Source organism: Bizionia sediminis (assembly GCF_042684585.1).
Taxonomy (GTDB): Bacteria; Bacteroidota; Bacteroidia; order Flavobacteriales; family Flavobacteriaceae; genus Algorimicrobium; species Algorimicrobium sediminis.
On the sequence record NZ_JBHULS010000004.1, the window covers coordinates 231,497 to 247,180 of the forward strand.

The 15,684-nt window shown below is 36.5% G+C and carries 15 protein-coding genes and 1 other RNA gene; 8 read left to right on the forward strand and 8 right to left on the reverse strand.

What is annotated here, in order from left to right; translation table 11 throughout:
- Entirely contained in the window at positions 1-939 is a 939-nt protein-coding gene (locus ACFSQP_RS10765; RefSeq protein ID WP_376894270.1) for a hypothetical protein, read from the reverse strand.
- Between the two features lie 118 nt (positions 940-1,057).
- Here ACFSQP_RS10765 and ACFSQP_RS10770 point away from each other — a divergent pair, with 118 nt between their 5' ends.
- The gene (locus ACFSQP_RS10770) at positions 1,058-2,203 is read left to right on the forward strand and encodes a cysteine desulfurase family protein (protein WP_376894272.1); all 1,146 of its coding nucleotides are present in this window, start codon (positions 1,058-1,060) and stop codon (positions 2,201-2,203) included.
- A gap of 125 nt (positions 2,204-2,328) precedes the next feature.
- Here the strand turns inward: ACFSQP_RS10770 and ACFSQP_RS10775 are convergent, their stop codons facing one another.
- The 4 genes from ACFSQP_RS10775 to ACFSQP_RS10790 form a co-directional block, all read right to left on the reverse strand.
- A complete protein-coding gene (locus ACFSQP_RS10775) occupies positions 2,329-2,829 on the reverse strand; it encodes a hypothetical protein (RefSeq protein WP_376894274.1) in 501 nt (166 codons plus the stop codon).
- A 98-nt stretch (positions 2,830-2,927) separates the two neighbouring features.
- Positions 2,928-3,269: a hypothetical protein gene (locus tag ACFSQP_RS10780; RefSeq protein ID WP_376894276.1), complete on the reverse strand. Its 342-nt coding sequence runs from the start codon at positions 3,267-3,269 to the stop codon at positions 2,928-2,930.
- Between the two features lie 113 nt (positions 3,270-3,382).
- Positions 3,383-5,788: a TonB-dependent receptor gene (locus ACFSQP_RS10785; protein ID WP_376894336.1), complete on the reverse strand. Its 2,406-nt coding sequence runs from the start codon at positions 5,786-5,788 to the stop codon at positions 3,383-3,385.
- 71 nt (positions 5,789-5,859) lie between these two features.
- Complete coding sequence (locus tag ACFSQP_RS10790) at positions 5,860-7,551, reverse strand: M23 family metallopeptidase (protein ID WP_376894278.1); 1,692 nt, start codon at positions 7,549-7,551, stop codon at positions 5,860-5,862.
- Positions 7,552-7,725: 174 nt separating this feature from the next.
- On the opposite strand from ACFSQP_RS10790, the gene ACFSQP_RS10795 reads away from it, so the two are divergent.
- From ACFSQP_RS10795 to rny, 4 genes are all read left to right on the forward strand, one after another.
- Positions 7,726-8,016, forward strand: a complete 291-nt coding sequence (locus ACFSQP_RS10795) for a hypothetical protein (RefSeq protein ID WP_376894280.1) — start codon at positions 7,726-7,728, stop codon at positions 8,014-8,016.
- Positions 8,017-8,032: 16 nt separating this feature from the next.
- On the forward strand, positions 8,033-8,335 hold the full coding sequence (locus tag ACFSQP_RS10800) for a cell division protein ZapA (RefSeq protein ID WP_376894282.1): 303 nt from the start codon (positions 8,033-8,035) through the stop codon (positions 8,333-8,335).
- A 46-nt stretch (positions 8,336-8,381) separates the two neighbouring features.
- A non-coding RNA gene (ssrS, locus tag ACFSQP_RS10805) (6S RNA) lies at positions 8,382-8,507 on the forward strand.
- A gap of 55 nt (positions 8,508-8,562) precedes the next feature.
- Positions 8,563-10,134: a ribonuclease Y gene (rny, locus tag ACFSQP_RS10810; RefSeq protein WP_376894284.1), complete on the forward strand. Its 1,572-nt coding sequence runs from the start codon at positions 8,563-8,565 to the stop codon at positions 10,132-10,134.
- Positions 10,135-10,188: 54 nt separating this feature from the next.
- Here the strand turns inward: rny and xerA are convergent, their stop codons facing one another.
- Entirely contained in the window at positions 10,189-11,100 is a 912-nt protein-coding gene (gene xerA, locus ACFSQP_RS10815) for a site-specific tyrosine recombinase/integron integrase (protein ID WP_376894286.1), read from the reverse strand.
- Positions 11,101-11,259: 159 nt separating this feature from the next.
- On the opposite strand from xerA, the gene ACFSQP_RS10820 reads away from it, so the two are divergent.
- From ACFSQP_RS10820 to aroQ, 3 genes are all read left to right on the forward strand, one after another.
- Positions 11,260-11,943 carry a porin family protein gene (locus ACFSQP_RS10820; protein ID WP_376894287.1) on the forward strand — a complete coding sequence of 228 codons (684 nt, stop codon included), beginning with the start codon at positions 11,260-11,262 and terminating at the stop codon, positions 11,941-11,943.
- Positions 11,944-12,151: 208 nt separating this feature from the next.
- The gene (locus ACFSQP_RS10825) at positions 12,152-12,826 is read left to right on the forward strand and encodes a porin family protein (protein WP_376894289.1); all 675 of its coding nucleotides are present in this window, start codon (positions 12,152-12,154) and stop codon (positions 12,824-12,826) included.
- Positions 12,827-12,890: 64 nt separating this feature from the next.
- The gene (gene aroQ / locus ACFSQP_RS10830) at positions 12,891-13,319 is read left to right on the forward strand and encodes a type II 3-dehydroquinate dehydratase (RefSeq protein WP_376894291.1); all 429 of its coding nucleotides are present in this window, start codon (positions 12,891-12,893) and stop codon (positions 13,317-13,319) included.
- A 168-nt stretch (positions 13,320-13,487) separates the two neighbouring features.
- On the opposite strand, the gene lpdA is transcribed toward aroQ, so the two are convergent.
- Both lpdA and msrB read right to left on the reverse strand, forming a co-directional pair.
- Positions 13,488-14,864, reverse strand: a complete 1,377-nt coding sequence (gene lpdA / locus ACFSQP_RS10835) for a dihydrolipoyl dehydrogenase (RefSeq protein WP_376894293.1) — start codon at positions 14,862-14,864, stop codon at positions 13,488-13,490.
- 227 nt (positions 14,865-15,091) lie between these two features.
- Complete coding sequence (gene msrB / locus ACFSQP_RS10840) at positions 15,092-15,571, reverse strand: peptide-methionine (R)-S-oxide reductase MsrB (RefSeq protein WP_376894295.1); 480 nt, start codon at positions 15,569-15,571, stop codon at positions 15,092-15,094.
- Positions 15,572-15,684: the final 113 nt, after the last annotated feature.

Here is a 15,684-nt window from a genome sequence, read left to right on the forward strand (position 1 = left end):
CTACAATTGTGGTGTAACCGACTTATTTTTTGTTAAACGGCTATCTGTTAAGGTACCCATATTAAAAACATCTTGTTGTATGGTAGAAAAACGCACATCTTCCACACGTAAACTAATAGTAAATACTTGGTTTATAAGATGGGTTCTGTAGGCGGTTGCTGGAACTGAAATGGCTACGTTTGGATTTAAATAATCGGCTATCTCTGGAGAGCTAAAGTCGTTTGCAGGGTTTTGGTCGGCAGACTCGTTTTCTTCCTCTATGGTTGGAACACCATCATTGTCGTCGTCTGGATCTAAATAATCTGGAATGCCATCAAGATCGGTGTCTCTAAAATTTGTTAACGGATCGTTGTCGCCGTCTTCATTGCTATCGGCAATTTCAATACTGGTTAAAACGTTGTCTCCATCGTCATCAACATCCAAGTAATCAGGAATGCCATCGCCATCGCGATCTGTTGGGTTGGTAGCAGGATTAAAATCGCCATCTAGATTTTCATCTTCAAATGCTGCTGGAATGCCATCGCGGTCGTCTTCTAATAAACTAACCGTAATATAGGCTTTACCGGCAACGCTGGATAAATCTTCATTTATTTGTATGTTGGATGGCGGTACATCGTTACAGAATAAACTACTCGGATTCCCAGAGTAGGACCGGTAGTTAAATTGGTTGGCTGCGCGCGCAATATCAACAACAAGGCCATTTTTATATACCAGCTCGTTGGTTACAGTGTCAATAGCAATAAGATCTTCTAAACTAATAGCCGGATCGCCAATTTTTAAAGACAAAGATTCGAATGGGTTTTGTTTTACCTGATAAAAAACCAATTCGCCGCAGGCTAAAAAGGTGTCATCAAAATTAAATTCAACATTCAAAATATCGCCATCATCGCAAGATGATATGAGAGTAAAAATAAATAAAATGGTAACTAATTTTCGCATGAACGAGCTATTTTAAACAAATTTAAAAGAATTGGTAAATATACAACGCCAACGCTTACAAATAATTTTATTTCTTGTAATTTTGTGCCTATTATTTTTTAATGCGAAAATTCCATTTATGAATCCAGTTTATTTTGATAGTGCGGCAACAACAAAGGTAAGAGACGAAGTAATAGATACCATGACGGCGGTTATGCGTAACGAATATGGTAATGCATCATCTACACATAGTTTTGGCCGCTCTTCCAAAGCCCTAATTGAGCAAGCACGCAAAAATATAGCGAAACAATTAAACGTTAGTGCCGGCGAAATTGTTTTTACTTCCGGAGGCACCGAGGCAGATAATTTAGCCTTGCAGTGTGCCGTGCGCGATTTGGGTGTTACACATGTTATTACATCTAAAATTGAACATCATGCCGTGTTGCATACGGTGGAGCAGTTGGAACAAAGTGGTAGTGCCAAGGTTAGCTATGTGAAATTAGATGCTCATGGCAGTGTTGATTTAAAAGATTTGGAACGCCTGTTACAAATACCCGAAAAAACTTTGGTTAGTTTAATGCATGTAAATAATGAAATTGGCAATATTTTAGATGTAGAACGTGTAGGCCAGCTATGTAAAGACAACGGTGCCTTGTTTCATTGCGATGCGGTGCAATCTATAGGACATTTTAATATGGACTTGCAGGCTATTCCAATCGATTTTTTAGCAGTTAGTGCGCATAAATTTCATGGACCTAAAGGTGTAGGTTTTGCATATATTCGGAAAAATTCAGGTTTACGCCCCTTAATTTTTGGTGGCGAGCAAGAGCGCGGTTTCCGAGCTGGAACAGAAGCCGTTCATAATATAGTAGGTTTGGAAAAAGCTTTTACCATGGCGTATGCTAACTTGGAAGCAGATAGAGCGTATATTTCAGATTTGAAACAATATTTTATTACCCAATTGCAAAGCAAACTACCAAATGTGCAGTTTAATGGTTTGTCTGGTAATTTAGAAAAAAGCACCTATACATTGGTTAATGTGCGTTTGCCAATTCCGCCAGAAAAGGCTTTAATATTGCTTTTTCAAATGGATTTAAAAGGCATAGCCTGCTCCAAAGGAAGTGCATGCCAAAGTGGGAGTAATAAAGGGTCTCATGTGTTAACAGAAGTTTTAAGCGATCGTGATTTGGAAAGCCCGTCGCTGCGTTTTTCTTTTAGCATATACAATACAAAAGCGGAAATAGATTACGCGGTGTCTGTGCTACACGATTTTATAACATCCTAAACGTTTAAAGCAGAATTTAAGTGTTCGTTATACTTAATGCTAAACTATTACAGGAACAATAACAAATTAAAAGGTTCAAAATAATTTATATTTTGAACCTTTTTTTATGTAATAATACTGTGGCGTTAAGCAGCCATTTTACTGGTGGTTAAGGCCGCAGTAATTAGGTTTTGCCATTTTTGTAATAAGGGGTGCTCGGTGGTCATTTCAAAGTTTACATCTACATTATAAAACTCCAGAACAACAGTGTCTTGCGCGTGTTTTGTTTTTAAAACTAAATTAAGACGTTCGGTTTCAACTTTGTTTGCAGTTTTTGTTTTAATGTGTTGCGTTACCGTGTCTATGTAGCAAGTTTTTATAGTGTTCAAATTCACCGAAAGCCACACCGGGTTTTCTTCTGTTTTTTTTGAATAGACTAAAACATTTTTCTGGCTGTCCAGACCTATACCGTAATAAGTCCCCCAAAAATCCATGTGGGATACTTGTATTTTATTTTGTTTGGCATTGTTTATAAATGCGGTTTTTGTTTTCTTTTTCTCAATTTTTTGCGACCATTGTATGTAGGCTATTGGCACAACAATAACAGCGGTTATAATTAACCCGATTATGATGGTATTTAAATCCATGATTTTATTTTTTAAATGAAACAATGTTTAGATGCTTATTAAATAAGCCTAAAAAAGAGACTAATAACTATTAGCCATTCAAAAATAAAAGCAGGGCTTTACGTAAAACTATGAAATGGAAAAATACAGGTTCGTGTATTGTAACTAGGAATAAGAAGCTTGCTGTTAGTTAACAACTGAACATCTTTGGCTACTAAATAGGCCTCTGAACTAGCCCAACTTGTAAATTTTTTTGAAATTGTTTTTAGCTTATCCGGATGGCTTAACTCTGTTGGGGTGTCGCTAAAAAACTCAAACGCTTTTGGGGTGTCGAAGGATTTAGTTGGTTGTTCAGATTGTTTGTTTGCGGTATTGTTAGCACCTTCAAATGCGGCTTGAGCATACCAAAAACTTGTGTGCACGGTTGTACCAAAATTTACCGCGTAAACAAGGAGTAACAAAAGGGTGATTGGTATTTTAATAACGTGCTTCACAAGACTAAAGTAGCATAAAATTGAATGGCTTTTTCCAAAGTTATGTTAAATTTATGAACTAATTTTATTTTAAATAAAGACTAGAATTGCATGCGTATTCTTACATTAAACACGCGTGGAGTCAGGTAATTAGGAATGGCGTATTGGCGTTTACTATACACGTCTCTAACCCATGTATTGGTAATTGAGTTTTGCACATCGAATACATTAAAAATTTCAACTCCTAACGATAGGTATTTAAAAGGTTTACGCCAGCCTTGTTGGTAATTGTCGGTTTGATCTACTATTACATATTGAAAGCCAACATCGGCGCGTTTATAGTCTGGTAGCCTGTTTTGATAAACATAGGGATCTGCATAACTAGGGGAGCCTCCAGGAAGACCTGTGTTGTATACCAAATTTAAATACATCTTCATTTTAGGAAGATTTGGCACATAATCTTGGAATAAAGCGGCAAATTTTAGACGTTGGTCCGTTGGCCGTGCAATGTAACCACGATTGTTAATGTTTTCTTCTGTTTTTAAATAACCAAAACTAAACCACGATTCGGTTCCGGGTACAAATTCGCCATTTAAACGCACATCCAATCCGTAGGCGTAGGCTTCTGCATTGTTATTGGCACGGTAACGAATACGCACGTTTTCCAATGTGTAGGGGTTTACATCAGATAATTTCTTATAGTAGGCTTCTGTGGTTAGCTTAAAAGGTCTGTTCCAAATATTAAAACTATAATCATTACCTAAAACAATATGATAGGATTTTTGGGCCTTTACACCGGGTCTTACCGTTCCAGACGAATCGCGTAATTCTCTGTAAAACGGTGGTTGGTAATACAAACCAGTACCAATGCGAAATAGCATGTCTTTTTTCCAGTTAGGCTTTATTGCAAATTGCGCACGTGGGCTAACTACTGTTTGGTTATTACTGGCTATATTGCTTCCTGTTACCGACCAATTATGAACACGAGCGCCCACATTAAGCCAAGCCTCGTTTGTGCCAATATCCATACGCTTACTCCATTGCACGTAAGCCTGTAAGCGGTTTAATTGCGTATTATTTTTAGATCGCACATTTTGAAAGGGCTCCAAAGGGCCTTCGTAAGGTGTGTAAGGTTGGTTATTAAAAGCATCGGAGCTTGGCGGATTTATAGAAAAACCAGCCGAATCGATAACTTCCCATTCTACCAATCTGTCCCGAATATCTTCATTCGTATATTTAACAGACCAATTAACATCATGGTCGTCTTTTTTGTAATTTCCCTGATGTTCTACGGTAGTAATTAAGGCATCTAAATTATTACGACCGTGATTAAGCTGGCCACCAATACCCTCGCTAAATTCTACTTCGCCTAAATCTTCATCGCCAATATTTGTATTTACTTCTCCCAAACGATATTGCGCCAGTATATCAAAATGTTCTTCTTCAATGGTGTGGTATGCAGAGGCAATAACATTTAAAGTAGTATGCGCAGAGGCTTTGTAACTTCCTTTTACAGCTCCAAAATAGGTTTGGTACGAGTCGCGTTCTTGACCTGAATAAAAAACTAATAGAGCCAAAGGGTTTTGTAAGGTTCCAAAGTTTGTTTGTCGTGTTTTGGGTTCGTAATTGTAGTTGTTTATGGAGGCATTTCCTAAAAAGCTTAATTGAAATTTATCTGAAAAAGCATAGGTTAAATACGTTTGTACATCGGCAAAAGTAGGATCGTAATTGGTTTCGGTTTCTTTGGCATTTACTAAAAGACTGTTATCTCGGTAGCGCATGCCTATGATTCCGGTAAATTTAGAATCCTTACTAGCACCCTCTGCCGACACACTAGCACCTAATAAACTTAAGTCGGCACGCGCTCCAAATTGATAGGGTTTTTTATATGTAATATCCAGTACCGATGATAATTTGTCGCCGTACTTGGCTTGAAATCCACCTGCCGAAAAATCTACATTTTGAACCAAATCGGTATTCACAAAACTTAATCCTTCCTGTTGTCCGGAGCGAATTAAAAATGGTCTGTAAACTTCAATACCATTTACATACACTAAATTTTCATCAAAATTACCACCACGTACCGCATACTGGGTACTTAATTCGTTATTACCGCTTACTCCAGGCAGGGTTTTTAGTAAATTTTCTATTCCTGAATTTGCACCCGGAATATTCCTAATAGTTTCGGGTTGTAAGGTTAAAATGCCTTCAACATCTTTTCGTGTTTTTCCAGATATTACTACGGTTGCAATTTGCGCTACAGTTTCGTTCATTATGGGATGAAACTCTATAACCTCACCATTTTTTAAATTAAAGGTAGCGGTAACAGATTTATAAATAATATGTGTAAACACTACGGTTACGCTTTTATTTGCAGGTAGGGAAATGCTGTAAAATCCATTTTCATTTGTTATGGTACCCGTGTTTCCAGCAATAATATTAACATCGGAAATAGGTGTGTTGGTATTGTCTAGAATAACACCCTGAAGTGTTCCTGTTTGCCCCATAGTGCTACAAATAGCTGTAAACAGAAGGACAACAAAAGCGGAAAAAGATTTATATGCCAAGTTATTTTGTTTTATTTTCGGAAAAAGGTTGTTTCAAAAGTAGAACTATTTCCAACATTATCCGTTACAATTAGTTTAAAATTATTTTTAGTTTCGGTATTTACACCATCGTTAAAGTCGTACACCAACAAGTTTGTTTTGTAATCGTATTCCATTAAAATCCACTTGCCATTAATAGTTGCACGATAACTAGAAATACCAGATTCGGCATCTTCTATTTTAAGTTTCAAAAACCGATATTTACTTAACCATTTGCCATCTGTAAAATTAATTGGTTTAATGGTTGGTGGCACTAAATCCTCGGTTAGGGCATAGGTTCCCAATATTTTAGTTTGGGTTTTAAGGGTGTTTTCTGTGCGGTAGGTGTTGGAGTATATGGTATACTGATTTTTCCAACCCGTAAGTCTTGCTATGTATAGCTTGTCGGTATTTTTATTCTGGTAATTACTAATATCGTATGTTATGCTAAAATTCTTCTTGGCAGGTACCGTATTGTCGTGTAAAAAAAGAGTGTCGTTACTAACTTCAAAATTGATATAAAAATCGTCGAAAAAAGTGTCTTGTGGGAAATGCACAGATATGTTTTTGTGTAACAACTCATTCGACTTTTGAGCATAAATATGATAATTTGTTTTTAAAGGAGCTGTTTTTTTTATGTCGTCAGATTTTTGGCCGTTTATATTTACGGTAAGCCAGACATCGTTATCGTGGAAGTCTTTTACACGCACTTTATATACAGATGCTGTGCTATCCTCTATAAAAATATAGCCAGCATCATCTGCATTTTTAAACATACTTAACGTATTACCAGATTCTATAAACAGTTTCTGAAGTCTTTCTTTGTTGCTGTGGTAATGTTCGTAATCTATAAACCGATTTATTAGTCTGGTTTCATCAAAAGAAAAGCGCCTAAAGTCCACTTCCAATTTAGGATTTCCATTAAAAAACGTTTGTATGTTTTCAATGCCATTTTTGTTGGTAGCCATATCCTGCCTGTCGTTGGCTTCTATGGCGAAGCCAATTTTGCCATAGGCATTTAAGTTTTCTACCATGTAGTCGCCATTTTGTGTTTTTACAAAGCGCAGTTTTTGTTTACCGCTGGTGTTGTTTACATGCGCATCCCCCGAGAATGTGTAGGCATAAACTTCCGTTATAAAAGGAACTGTGGTATCTTTAATATCCATGCCAAATAACAACGGATTAATAGGGCGTTGGTTATTATCGCGTATTTCGTAATGCAAATGCGGCCCGTTGGAGCCACCTGTATTGCCACTTAAAGCAATAAAATCGCTTTTAGAAACAGGTAATTCGTTTATATTAGGAAAAAGCTCTATTTCGTAAGTTTCTTGTTCGTATTGCTGCTTTTTCACATAAGCTTCTAGCTCTGGGGCAAGTTTTTGAAGGTGCGCATACACAGTAGTATAGCCATTTGGATGGGTAATATACAAGGCTTTTCCATAACCAAAATGCGCTATTTTTATACGGCTTATATACCCGTCGGCTGCGGCAAAAACTTTCAATCCTTCGCGTTGTTGGGTTTTTAAGTCAATGCCGGCATGAAAATGATTTGGTCTTAATTCGGCAAAGGTCCCTGACGGAATTAAGGTAATATCCAACGGATGCCTAAAATAGTTTTCAGGATAAGGATTTTGTGCCTGACCACAAAAAGTAATCAGAACGAAAAGGAATAGGAATTTTTGCATGGTATAAAACTTAAGGCTAAAATATTAATTTGATTCAAAATGGACAAGTAAATAGTTAGGCTTTAATAGTTGACTGATTTTCAGATATCAGAACCAACCACAATTTTTATTAAAAAAGTATTGTTAATTAATTGAAGGAGTCTTAACTTTGTGTGATAAGTATGAAGAGGGTATATGAGTCAAATTGAAGAAACTGTAAGTGCGTTAGAATTTAAAATAAAGAAAATTTTAAATGAAAATAGCCGTTTAAAACAGGTAAACATATCGTTACAAAAACAACTTCAATTTACGCAACAAAAGCTTCAGTCTCAACAAGCAAGCCTTGTAGAATGGGAGGATAAGTATGAAGCTTTAAAAATGGCCAACTCCATGCTTGGCAGTGACGAAAACAAAAGAGAAACAAAACTCAAAATAAATGCATTAATTAGGGAAATTGATCAGTGTATTGCACAACTTTCCGAATAGTGATTACTAGTTTTTAATGTCAGAAAAACTAAAAATAAAAATATCGATAGCTAACAGGGTTTATCCGCTTACTATCGCGCCAAACCAAGAAGAGGGTTTGCGCAAAGCGGCCAAAAATATTGAAGCTATGATATCGCAATTTGAGCAAAGTTATTCTGTTCAAGATAAGCAAGATGTATTGGCCATGTGCGCTTTGCAGTTTGCCACACAAGTAGAACAGAAATTATTGGACAATAAATATGCGGACGAAGCCGTTTCGTTAAAGTTGGAGGCTTTAAACGCGCTTTTAGATGCACATTTAGACTCTGAACGTTCTTAAAAATAAATAAAGGTTTACTGCCTGCATTAGTTATTATTTTTGATAAACTCAACGCGAATTCTTTAAAAAGGGTGAGTTTAAGCTGTAAAAGCGCGCTGTTAATACTTATTTTATTAGTATTTGGACAGATTCTTGATCAGCTTGGTATCCCTAAACTTGTTTTAAGGAGTTTATACAAAACCATACTCTAGTGCAGGCTTTTTTTATATAAATTAATTAACTAAAAAATGGAGAATACAATAATTGTTGTAGGAGGAATATTATTAGGTGTTATTATCGGCTTTGTTGTTGCTAAAGTTTTAGAGCGCAACAATGCTTCGAAAGTCATAAAAAATGCTAAAAAAGCAGCTTCAGCTATACTCAAGGAAGCAAAAAGTGAAGGTGAGTCCATTAAAAAAGACAAAATACTTCAAGCTAAAGAAAAATTTATTGAACTAAAATCCGAGCATGAAAAAGTAATCATGTCACGCGATAAAAAGATTGCAGAAACAGAAAAACGGATCCGTGATAAGGAATCGCAAGTTTCGGGCGAGCTTTCAAAAAATAAAAAACTAAATAGCAGTTTAGAAGACAAAATTAAAGATTACAACTACCGCCTAGACGTTATAGAAAAGAAGCAAGAAGAAATAGACAAGCTTCATAAAAGCCAAATAGAGCAACTAGAGGTTATTTCCAGCTTATCGGCAGAAGATGCCAAAAGCCAGTTGGTAGAGTCGCTAAAAGGAGAGGCAAAAAACGATGCGATGTCCTTTATACAAAGTACCTTGGAAGAGGCTAAATTTACAGCCCAACAAGAAGCGAAAAAAATTATTATAAATACCATTCAGCGCATTGGTACCGAAGAAGCAGTGGATAATTGTGTGTCTGTGTTTAATATAGAATCGGACGATGTGAAAGGACGTATTATTGGTAGAGAAGGCCGTAATATTCGTGCCATTGAAGCGGCAACAGGCGTAGAAATTATTGTAGACGATACGCCCGAAGCCATTATTTTATCGTGTTTTGATTCGGTACGCCGCGAAATAGCCCGACTGTCATTACACAAACTAGTCACCGATGGCCGAATTCATCCAGCTCGTATAGAAGAAGTGGTACAAAAAACAACCAAACAAATTGAGCAGGAAATAATTGAAGTGGGTAAACGCACAATTATAGATTTAGGTATACATAATTTACACCCAGAATTAATTAAAATGGTAGGTAGAATGAAATACCGTTCGTCCTATGGGCAAAACCTGCTTCAACACTCCAGAGAGGTTGCCAAGTTATGTGGTATTATGGCTGCCGAACTAGGATTAAATCCAAAAGCAGCCAAACGCGCTGGCTTATTACACGATATTGGTAAAGTGCCAGATGCGGAAGTAGACATGGAAACACCACACGCCATTTTAGGTATGCAATGGGCTGAAAAATATGGCGAAAAGGATGATGTATGCAACGCCATTGGTGCACACCACGATGAAATTGAAATGAAATCGTTGTTAGCACCAATTGTTCAGGTGTGCGATGCTATTTCGGGTGCAAGGCCAGGAGCAAGACGCCAAGTATTGGATAGCTATATTCAGCGTTTAAAAGATTTAGAGGATATTGCTTTCGGTTTTGGTGGTGTTAAAAAAGCCTATGCTATTCAGGCCGGTCGCGAATTACGTGTAATTGTAGAAAGTGAAAAAGTGGACGACCAAAAAGCAGCCGATTTATCGTTTAGTATTTCGCAAAAAATTCAAACAGATATGACGTATCCGGGGCAAGTAAAAGTAACTGTCATTCGGGAAACGCGTGCCGTTAATATTGCGAAATAAACATTATTGCTACTTATAAATACTAAAAGTCCTTTACCACACTAAAGGACTTTTTTATTTTCTAGGATGGTAGGTTTGAATGGCTTTTTGGAGTTGTGTATTGTCTAAATGCACATAAATTTCTGTAGTTGTAATGCTTTCATGACCCAGCATAAGTTGAATGGCTCGTAAATTGGCGCCATTTTCTAGTAAATGTGTAGCAAATGAGTGCCTAAAGGTATGTGGTGAAATGGTTTTATTTAAATTTATTTTAACAGCTAATGCTTTAATGATGGTAAAAATCATGGCACGTGTTAATTGTTTGCCGCGGTTGTTTAAAAATAAGGTGTCTTTGTAGTCTTTCTGAATCTTTATAGAGGGTCTTACTGTTTTTATATAATTGGTAATGTAGGTTTGTGTAACGGGACTAATAGGAACAAAACGCTCTTTATTGCCTTTTCCCGTAACTTTTATAAAGCCTTCTTTAAAAAACAAATCCGATAGTTTTAACGCAATCAGTTCGCTAACACGCAAGCCGCAGCTATATAGTGTTTCAAGCATAGTGCGGTCGCGCTCACCTATTTGAACACCGTTGTAAAACTTATTTACATTTATGGCATTTATTAGTCTATCAATATCCTGAACACTTAAGGTATCGGGTAGTTTTCGGCCAATTTTGGGTGTTTCAATTAAATCTAAAGGATTGGTGCTTCGGTAGTTTTCAAATATTAGGTAATTAAAAAAGCTTCGAAGTCCTGAAATAATGCGGGATTGTGTTCTTGGGTTTACCGTTTTAGCCGTTTCGTAAATAAATTGAGCAACTACTTCAGTATCTATATTTACAGGGGACACGCTTAAGCTTTTAGCGTTTAAAAAATGAATCAATTTTTCTATGTCCAGTGTATAACCTGTTATGGTGTTCTCTGCCAAGCCACGTTCAATTTTTAAAAATAAACTAAAATCGGTTACTGCCTGTTCCCATGTCATTTTACGTCCTGTTTAAATGTGTTAGCAAGATACAAAAAGTATGTTTCTCCAATACAACTGGCCTTTGCTATGCGCTTAAAAAATGTCATTCATCGGAATTTTTTGGTGGTTTAGGCATTTAAGTTATATTTGCACCTATATTAATCTTAAATCATTATCATGAAAAAATTATTATTTACTGCAGCAATTGCTGTAATTGGATTTACGCAGGTGTCTGCGCAGGACTTTAGCTATGGGGTTAAAGCAGGTTTAAATATTGCAACTTTAAGCGGTGACGATATTGAAAACAACGATCCTAAATTAGGTTTGCATATTGGTGCTACTGGCGAGTATATGGTTACCGAAAAATTTGCTATTCAAGCGGACCTATTGTATTCTATGCAAGGTTTAAAGCAGTCAGGTTTCGAGGAAATTAATTTTAATGGCGAAACTAGCAGATTGGATTTAGAAAGCGATGTTAAGTTAAATTACATTAACCTACCAATAATGTTTAAGTATTACATTACAAAAGGATTTAATGTAGAACTTGGTCCACAAGTAGGTTTTTTAGTTTCTGCTAAAGCCGACGTAGAGTTAAAGTCTACTTCGTCAATAACTGGTACAGAAACTATTAAAATAGATCAAGATATCAAGGACCAGACTAAAAGTGTAGATTTTGCCCTTGCCTTTGGTTTAGGTTATAAGTTTGATAGCGGTTTAAATTTAGGTGCTCGTTTTGCGGCTAGTTTAGGTAATGCTTTCGAAGACACTTCAAATTCAGGTTCTGGTGATACGGAGTTTGATGCAACTGGATCTGATGCGCGCAATGGCGTAATTTCATTTTCTGTAGGCTATATGTTCTAAACCAGAAAAATAAGACAGTTTTAAAAAACACCAAAATAATTATTTTGGTGTTTTTTTTGCACCTAATTTAAACTAACAAAATAGAAGAGCAGACCATTATACCACGTTACATGTACTTACATATAAGGTTAAAAACACTTTTTTATTTGGTGATTTCCTTGCTTTCAACTACATTCGCCGGGCAAAATTAATTTAACAATTTTAACTTATGAAAAAACTATTACTTTCCGCAGCCGTTGCTGTAATTGGATTTACACAAATTTCGGCTCAAGATTTTAGCTTTGGAGCTAAAGCAGGTGCTAACTTTTCAACAGTAACTGGCGATGTAGATGATACCACAATGCGCGTAGGTTTACACGTAGGTGCGGTAGCAGAATACATGTTAAATGACAAAATGGCTTTACAAGCAGAACTTTTGTACTCTATGCAAGGCACAAAAAATGAGTACCAAGAAACCGAATTAGTAGACAGCTTTTTAGAAACCTATAAAGATGAAGCGACTGTAAAGCTAGATTACATTAACATTCCTGTAATGTTTAAATACTATGTAACCGAAGGTTTAAGTGTTGAAGCTGGTCCTCAAGTAGGCTTTTTAATTTCTGCAAAATTAGATTTAGAAAGTACATATACTTACAATGATGAAGGTACTATTGTTACAGAAAGCTCTAAATTATCTGATTTTGATGTAAAAGACACCTTTAAAACGCTAGATTTTGGCTTAAACTTTGGTTTAGGTTACAAGCTTGATAACGGTTTAAACTTTGGTGCACGTTACAACCTAGGTTTAGCAAATACATCGGATAACAGCGATAACTTTCCTGGCGATCCAGATTTAGATACAAAAAACAGTGTTATTCAAGTATCTGTAGGTTTTATGTTCTAAACCACTTTACAAGACAGTGTGAAAACCGAAGCATCGCTTCGGTTTTTTTTATACCTTTACTTTTATGAAAAAACTGATAATTATTAACGGACCCAATTTGAATCTTTTAGGAGTTCGCGAGCCTGACATTTATGGCAACTTATCGTTTACCGAGTTTTTGGATAACTTAAAACAGCGCTATCCCAACGTTACTATTACCCACTTCCAATCCAATATTGAAGGTGCTATAATTGATAAATTACAGGAAGTTGGTTTTTCATGGGATGGTATTATATTAAATGCGGCAGCGTATACACACACCTCTGTAGGAATTGGCGATGCCGTAGCGGCCATAAAAACACCTGTGGTGGAAGTTCATATTTCCAATACCTTTAGCCGGGAAGATTTTAGACATCAATCCTTTATAGCGCCACATGCTAAAGGTGTTATAGTTGGTTTTGGTTTACAGAGTTACGAATTAGCGCTTCAGAGTTTTTTGGCGTCGCATGTTTAAAGAGATAAGGAAATACTAGTATAACACAATGTAACACGCACCTACTTTTGGTGTGAGCGAAAAAAGCACAATTTTTAAACTTAAAATTGTGCTTTTTTTATTTCGGTACTATCTCATTTTGTAGTACCGTCAAATTTGTTTATTGCGGGGTAAAACCTTCAAAATTTTTTATAAGTGTATTACTTCGCCGTAAGCATCTGCAACAGCTTCCATGACAGCTTCACTCATAGTTGGGTGTGGGTGTACAGCCTTTAATACCTCGTGTCCAGTAGTTTCAAGTTTTCTACCTAAAACTGCTTCAGCAATCATATCTGTAACGCCTGCGCCAATCATGTGGCAGCCTAACCACTCGCCATATTTAGCATCAAAAATAACTTTTACGAAGCCTTCTTTGGTTCCTGCAGCACTCGCTTTTCCGGATGCGGAAAATGGGAATTTACCAACTTTAATATCCAAGCCTTGTTCTTTAGCTTGTTTTTCCGTTAAACCTACAGAGGCAATTTCTGGCGAAGCATAGGTACAGCCTGGTATATTACCGTAATCCAAAGCTTCTACATGTTGTCCAGCTATTTTTTCAACACACAAAATACCTTCAGCCGAAGCTACGTGAGCTAGAGCTTGTCCTGGGGTAACATCGCCAATGGCGTAGTAACCAGGAATGTTGGTTTGGTAGTAATCGTTTACTAAAATCTTATCACGATCTACTGCTATGCCTACATCTTCAAGACCAATATTTTCTATATTCGATTTAATACCCACAGCCGATAAAATAATATCTGCCTCCATAGTCTCTTCACCTTTTTTGGTTTTTATGGTTGCTTTAACGCCAGTTCCAGAGGTATCTACCTGTGTCACTTCGGAAGAAGTCATTATTTTTATACCACTCTTTTTAAAAGAGCGCTCCAGTTGTTTAGAGACATCTTCGTCTTCAACAGGAACTATATTAGGAAGGTATTCTACAATGGTTACATCGGTACCCATGGCATTATAAAAATAGGCAAACTCCACACCAATTGCTCCAGAGCCTACAACAATCATTTTTTTAGGTTGCTCTTTTAGGGTCATGGCTTCTCTATAACCAATAACTTTTTTACCATCTTGTGGCAAGCTTGGTAATTCGCGCGACCGTGCTCCAGTGGCAATAATGATATGATCGGCACTGTACTCGGTACCATTAACATCTACTTTCTTACCAGGTTTTAGTTTTCCAAAACCTTCAATAACATCAATCTTATTTTTTTTCATTAAAAACTTAACACCACCACTCATGCCTTCGGCAACGTTTCTCGAGCGTTTTACAACTGCGTTAAAGTCTTTATCGGCCTCTTTTACAGATAACCCATAATCTTCAGCATGTTTTAAATATTCAAAAACTTGAGCCGATTTTAAAAGGGCTTTGGTAGGAATACACCCCCAGTTTAAACAAACACCACCTAGGCTTTCTTTTTCAATTACAGCGGTTTTAAAACCTAATTGCGATGCTCTAATAGCAGTTACGTAACCTCCTGGGCCACTTCCAAGAACAATAATGTCGTATTTACTCATTGTGTTTTTTTTAATCATTTTTTCGATGCTACGAATTTACGAAATCGTATCCGATTATTAAATGATACTAGAAAATTTATTCCATACCACGGCAAACACCTACCAACCATATAAACAAGTTAATTAGACCTTGCTATTTTTAGCAAAAGCGAAAAGTAATACAAAAGAAAAGAATTGCTTTTAAATTAAAGCACTGTAGATTTTTAAAATATAGAAAGTAGCCTTTATTAATTAGCAGGTACAAATTTTAAAGCGACCCCATTAATACAATGGCGTTCGCCGGTAGTTTCCTTTGGGCCATCGTTAAAATAATGACCTAAATGGCCGCCACAATTTGCGCAATGTTCTTCATTTCTGGCATAACCTAATTTGTAATCGGTTCCAAAGGCCACGTTCCCCTCAATTGGTCTATCAAAACTTGGCCAACCTGTACCCGAATCAAATTTGTGTTCACTTTTAAACAAAGGGTGGTTACAAGCAGCGCAAACATACACACCTTCCTCAAAATTATCGTTTAACGGACTCGAAAATGGGCGTTCCGTTCCAGCCTCTCGCATAACGTGGTACTGTACTGCTGTTAATTCCTGTTTCCACTGGGTCTCTGTTTTTGTAATGGGAAAGCTTTTTTTAGCAACTTCTTTTTTTTGAGCAGCACCTGTGCAACTGGAAAACAAGGTAAATAAAAGCGTTATTGCTATGTATTTCATTGTTTTTATTGTTTTGGTCGAATAATAATCAAAAAAATAACACAGGTTTTTAAATTTTCTACCAATGCTATACTTTTGTTATGTAAATAAAAACCGAACACGTTTAACGTTAT

Bases quoted from the DNA above. Each gene is read 5' to 3' on its own strand.
- ACFSQP_RS10765 (WP_376894270.1), bottom strand. From the start codon at position 939: ATGCGAAAATTAGTTACCATTTTATTTATTTTTACTCTCATATCATCT.
- aroQ (WP_376894291.1), top strand. From the start codon at position 12,891: ATGAAAAAACTGATAATTATTAACGGACCCAATTTGAATCTTTTAGGA.
- ACFSQP_RS10820 (WP_376894287.1), top strand. From the start codon at position 11,260: ATGAAAAAATTATTATTTACTGCAGCAATTGCTGTAATTGGATTTACG.
- rny (WP_376894284.1), top strand. From the start codon at position 8,563: ATGGAGAATACAATAATTGTTGTAGGAGGAATATTATTAGGTGTTATT.
- ACFSQP_RS10790 (WP_376894278.1), bottom strand. From the start codon at position 7,551: ATGCAAAAATTCCTATTCCTTTTCGTTCTGATTACTTTTTGTGGTCAG.
- msrB (WP_376894295.1), bottom strand. From the start codon at position 15,571: ATGAAATACATAGCAATAACGCTTTTATTTACCTTGTTTTCCAGTTGC.
- ACFSQP_RS10825 (WP_376894289.1), top strand. From the start codon at position 12,152: ATGAAAAAACTATTACTTTCCGCAGCCGTTGCTGTAATTGGATTTACA.
- ACFSQP_RS10775 (WP_376894274.1), bottom strand. From the start codon at position 2,829: ATGGATTTAAATACCATCATAATCGGGTTAATTATAACCGCTGTTATT.
- xerA (WP_376894286.1), bottom strand. From the start codon at position 11,100: ATGACATGGGAACAGGCAGTAACCGATTTTAGTTTATTTTTAAAAATT.
- ACFSQP_RS10785 (WP_376894336.1), bottom strand. From the start codon at position 5,788: ATGGGGCAAACAGGAACACTTCAGGGTGTTATTCTAGACAATACCAAC.
- lpdA (WP_376894293.1), bottom strand. From the start codon at position 14,864: ATGAGTAAATACGACATTATTGTTCTTGGAAGTGGCCCAGGAGGTTAC.
- ACFSQP_RS10795 (WP_376894280.1), top strand. From the start codon at position 7,726: ATGAGTCAAATTGAAGAAACTGTAAGTGCGTTAGAATTTAAAATAAAG.
- ACFSQP_RS10800 (WP_376894282.1), top strand. From the start codon at position 8,033: ATGTCAGAAAAACTAAAAATAAAAATATCGATAGCTAACAGGGTTTAT.
- ACFSQP_RS10770 (WP_376894272.1), top strand. From the start codon at position 1,058: ATGAATCCAGTTTATTTTGATAGTGCGGCAACAACAAAGGTAAGAGAC.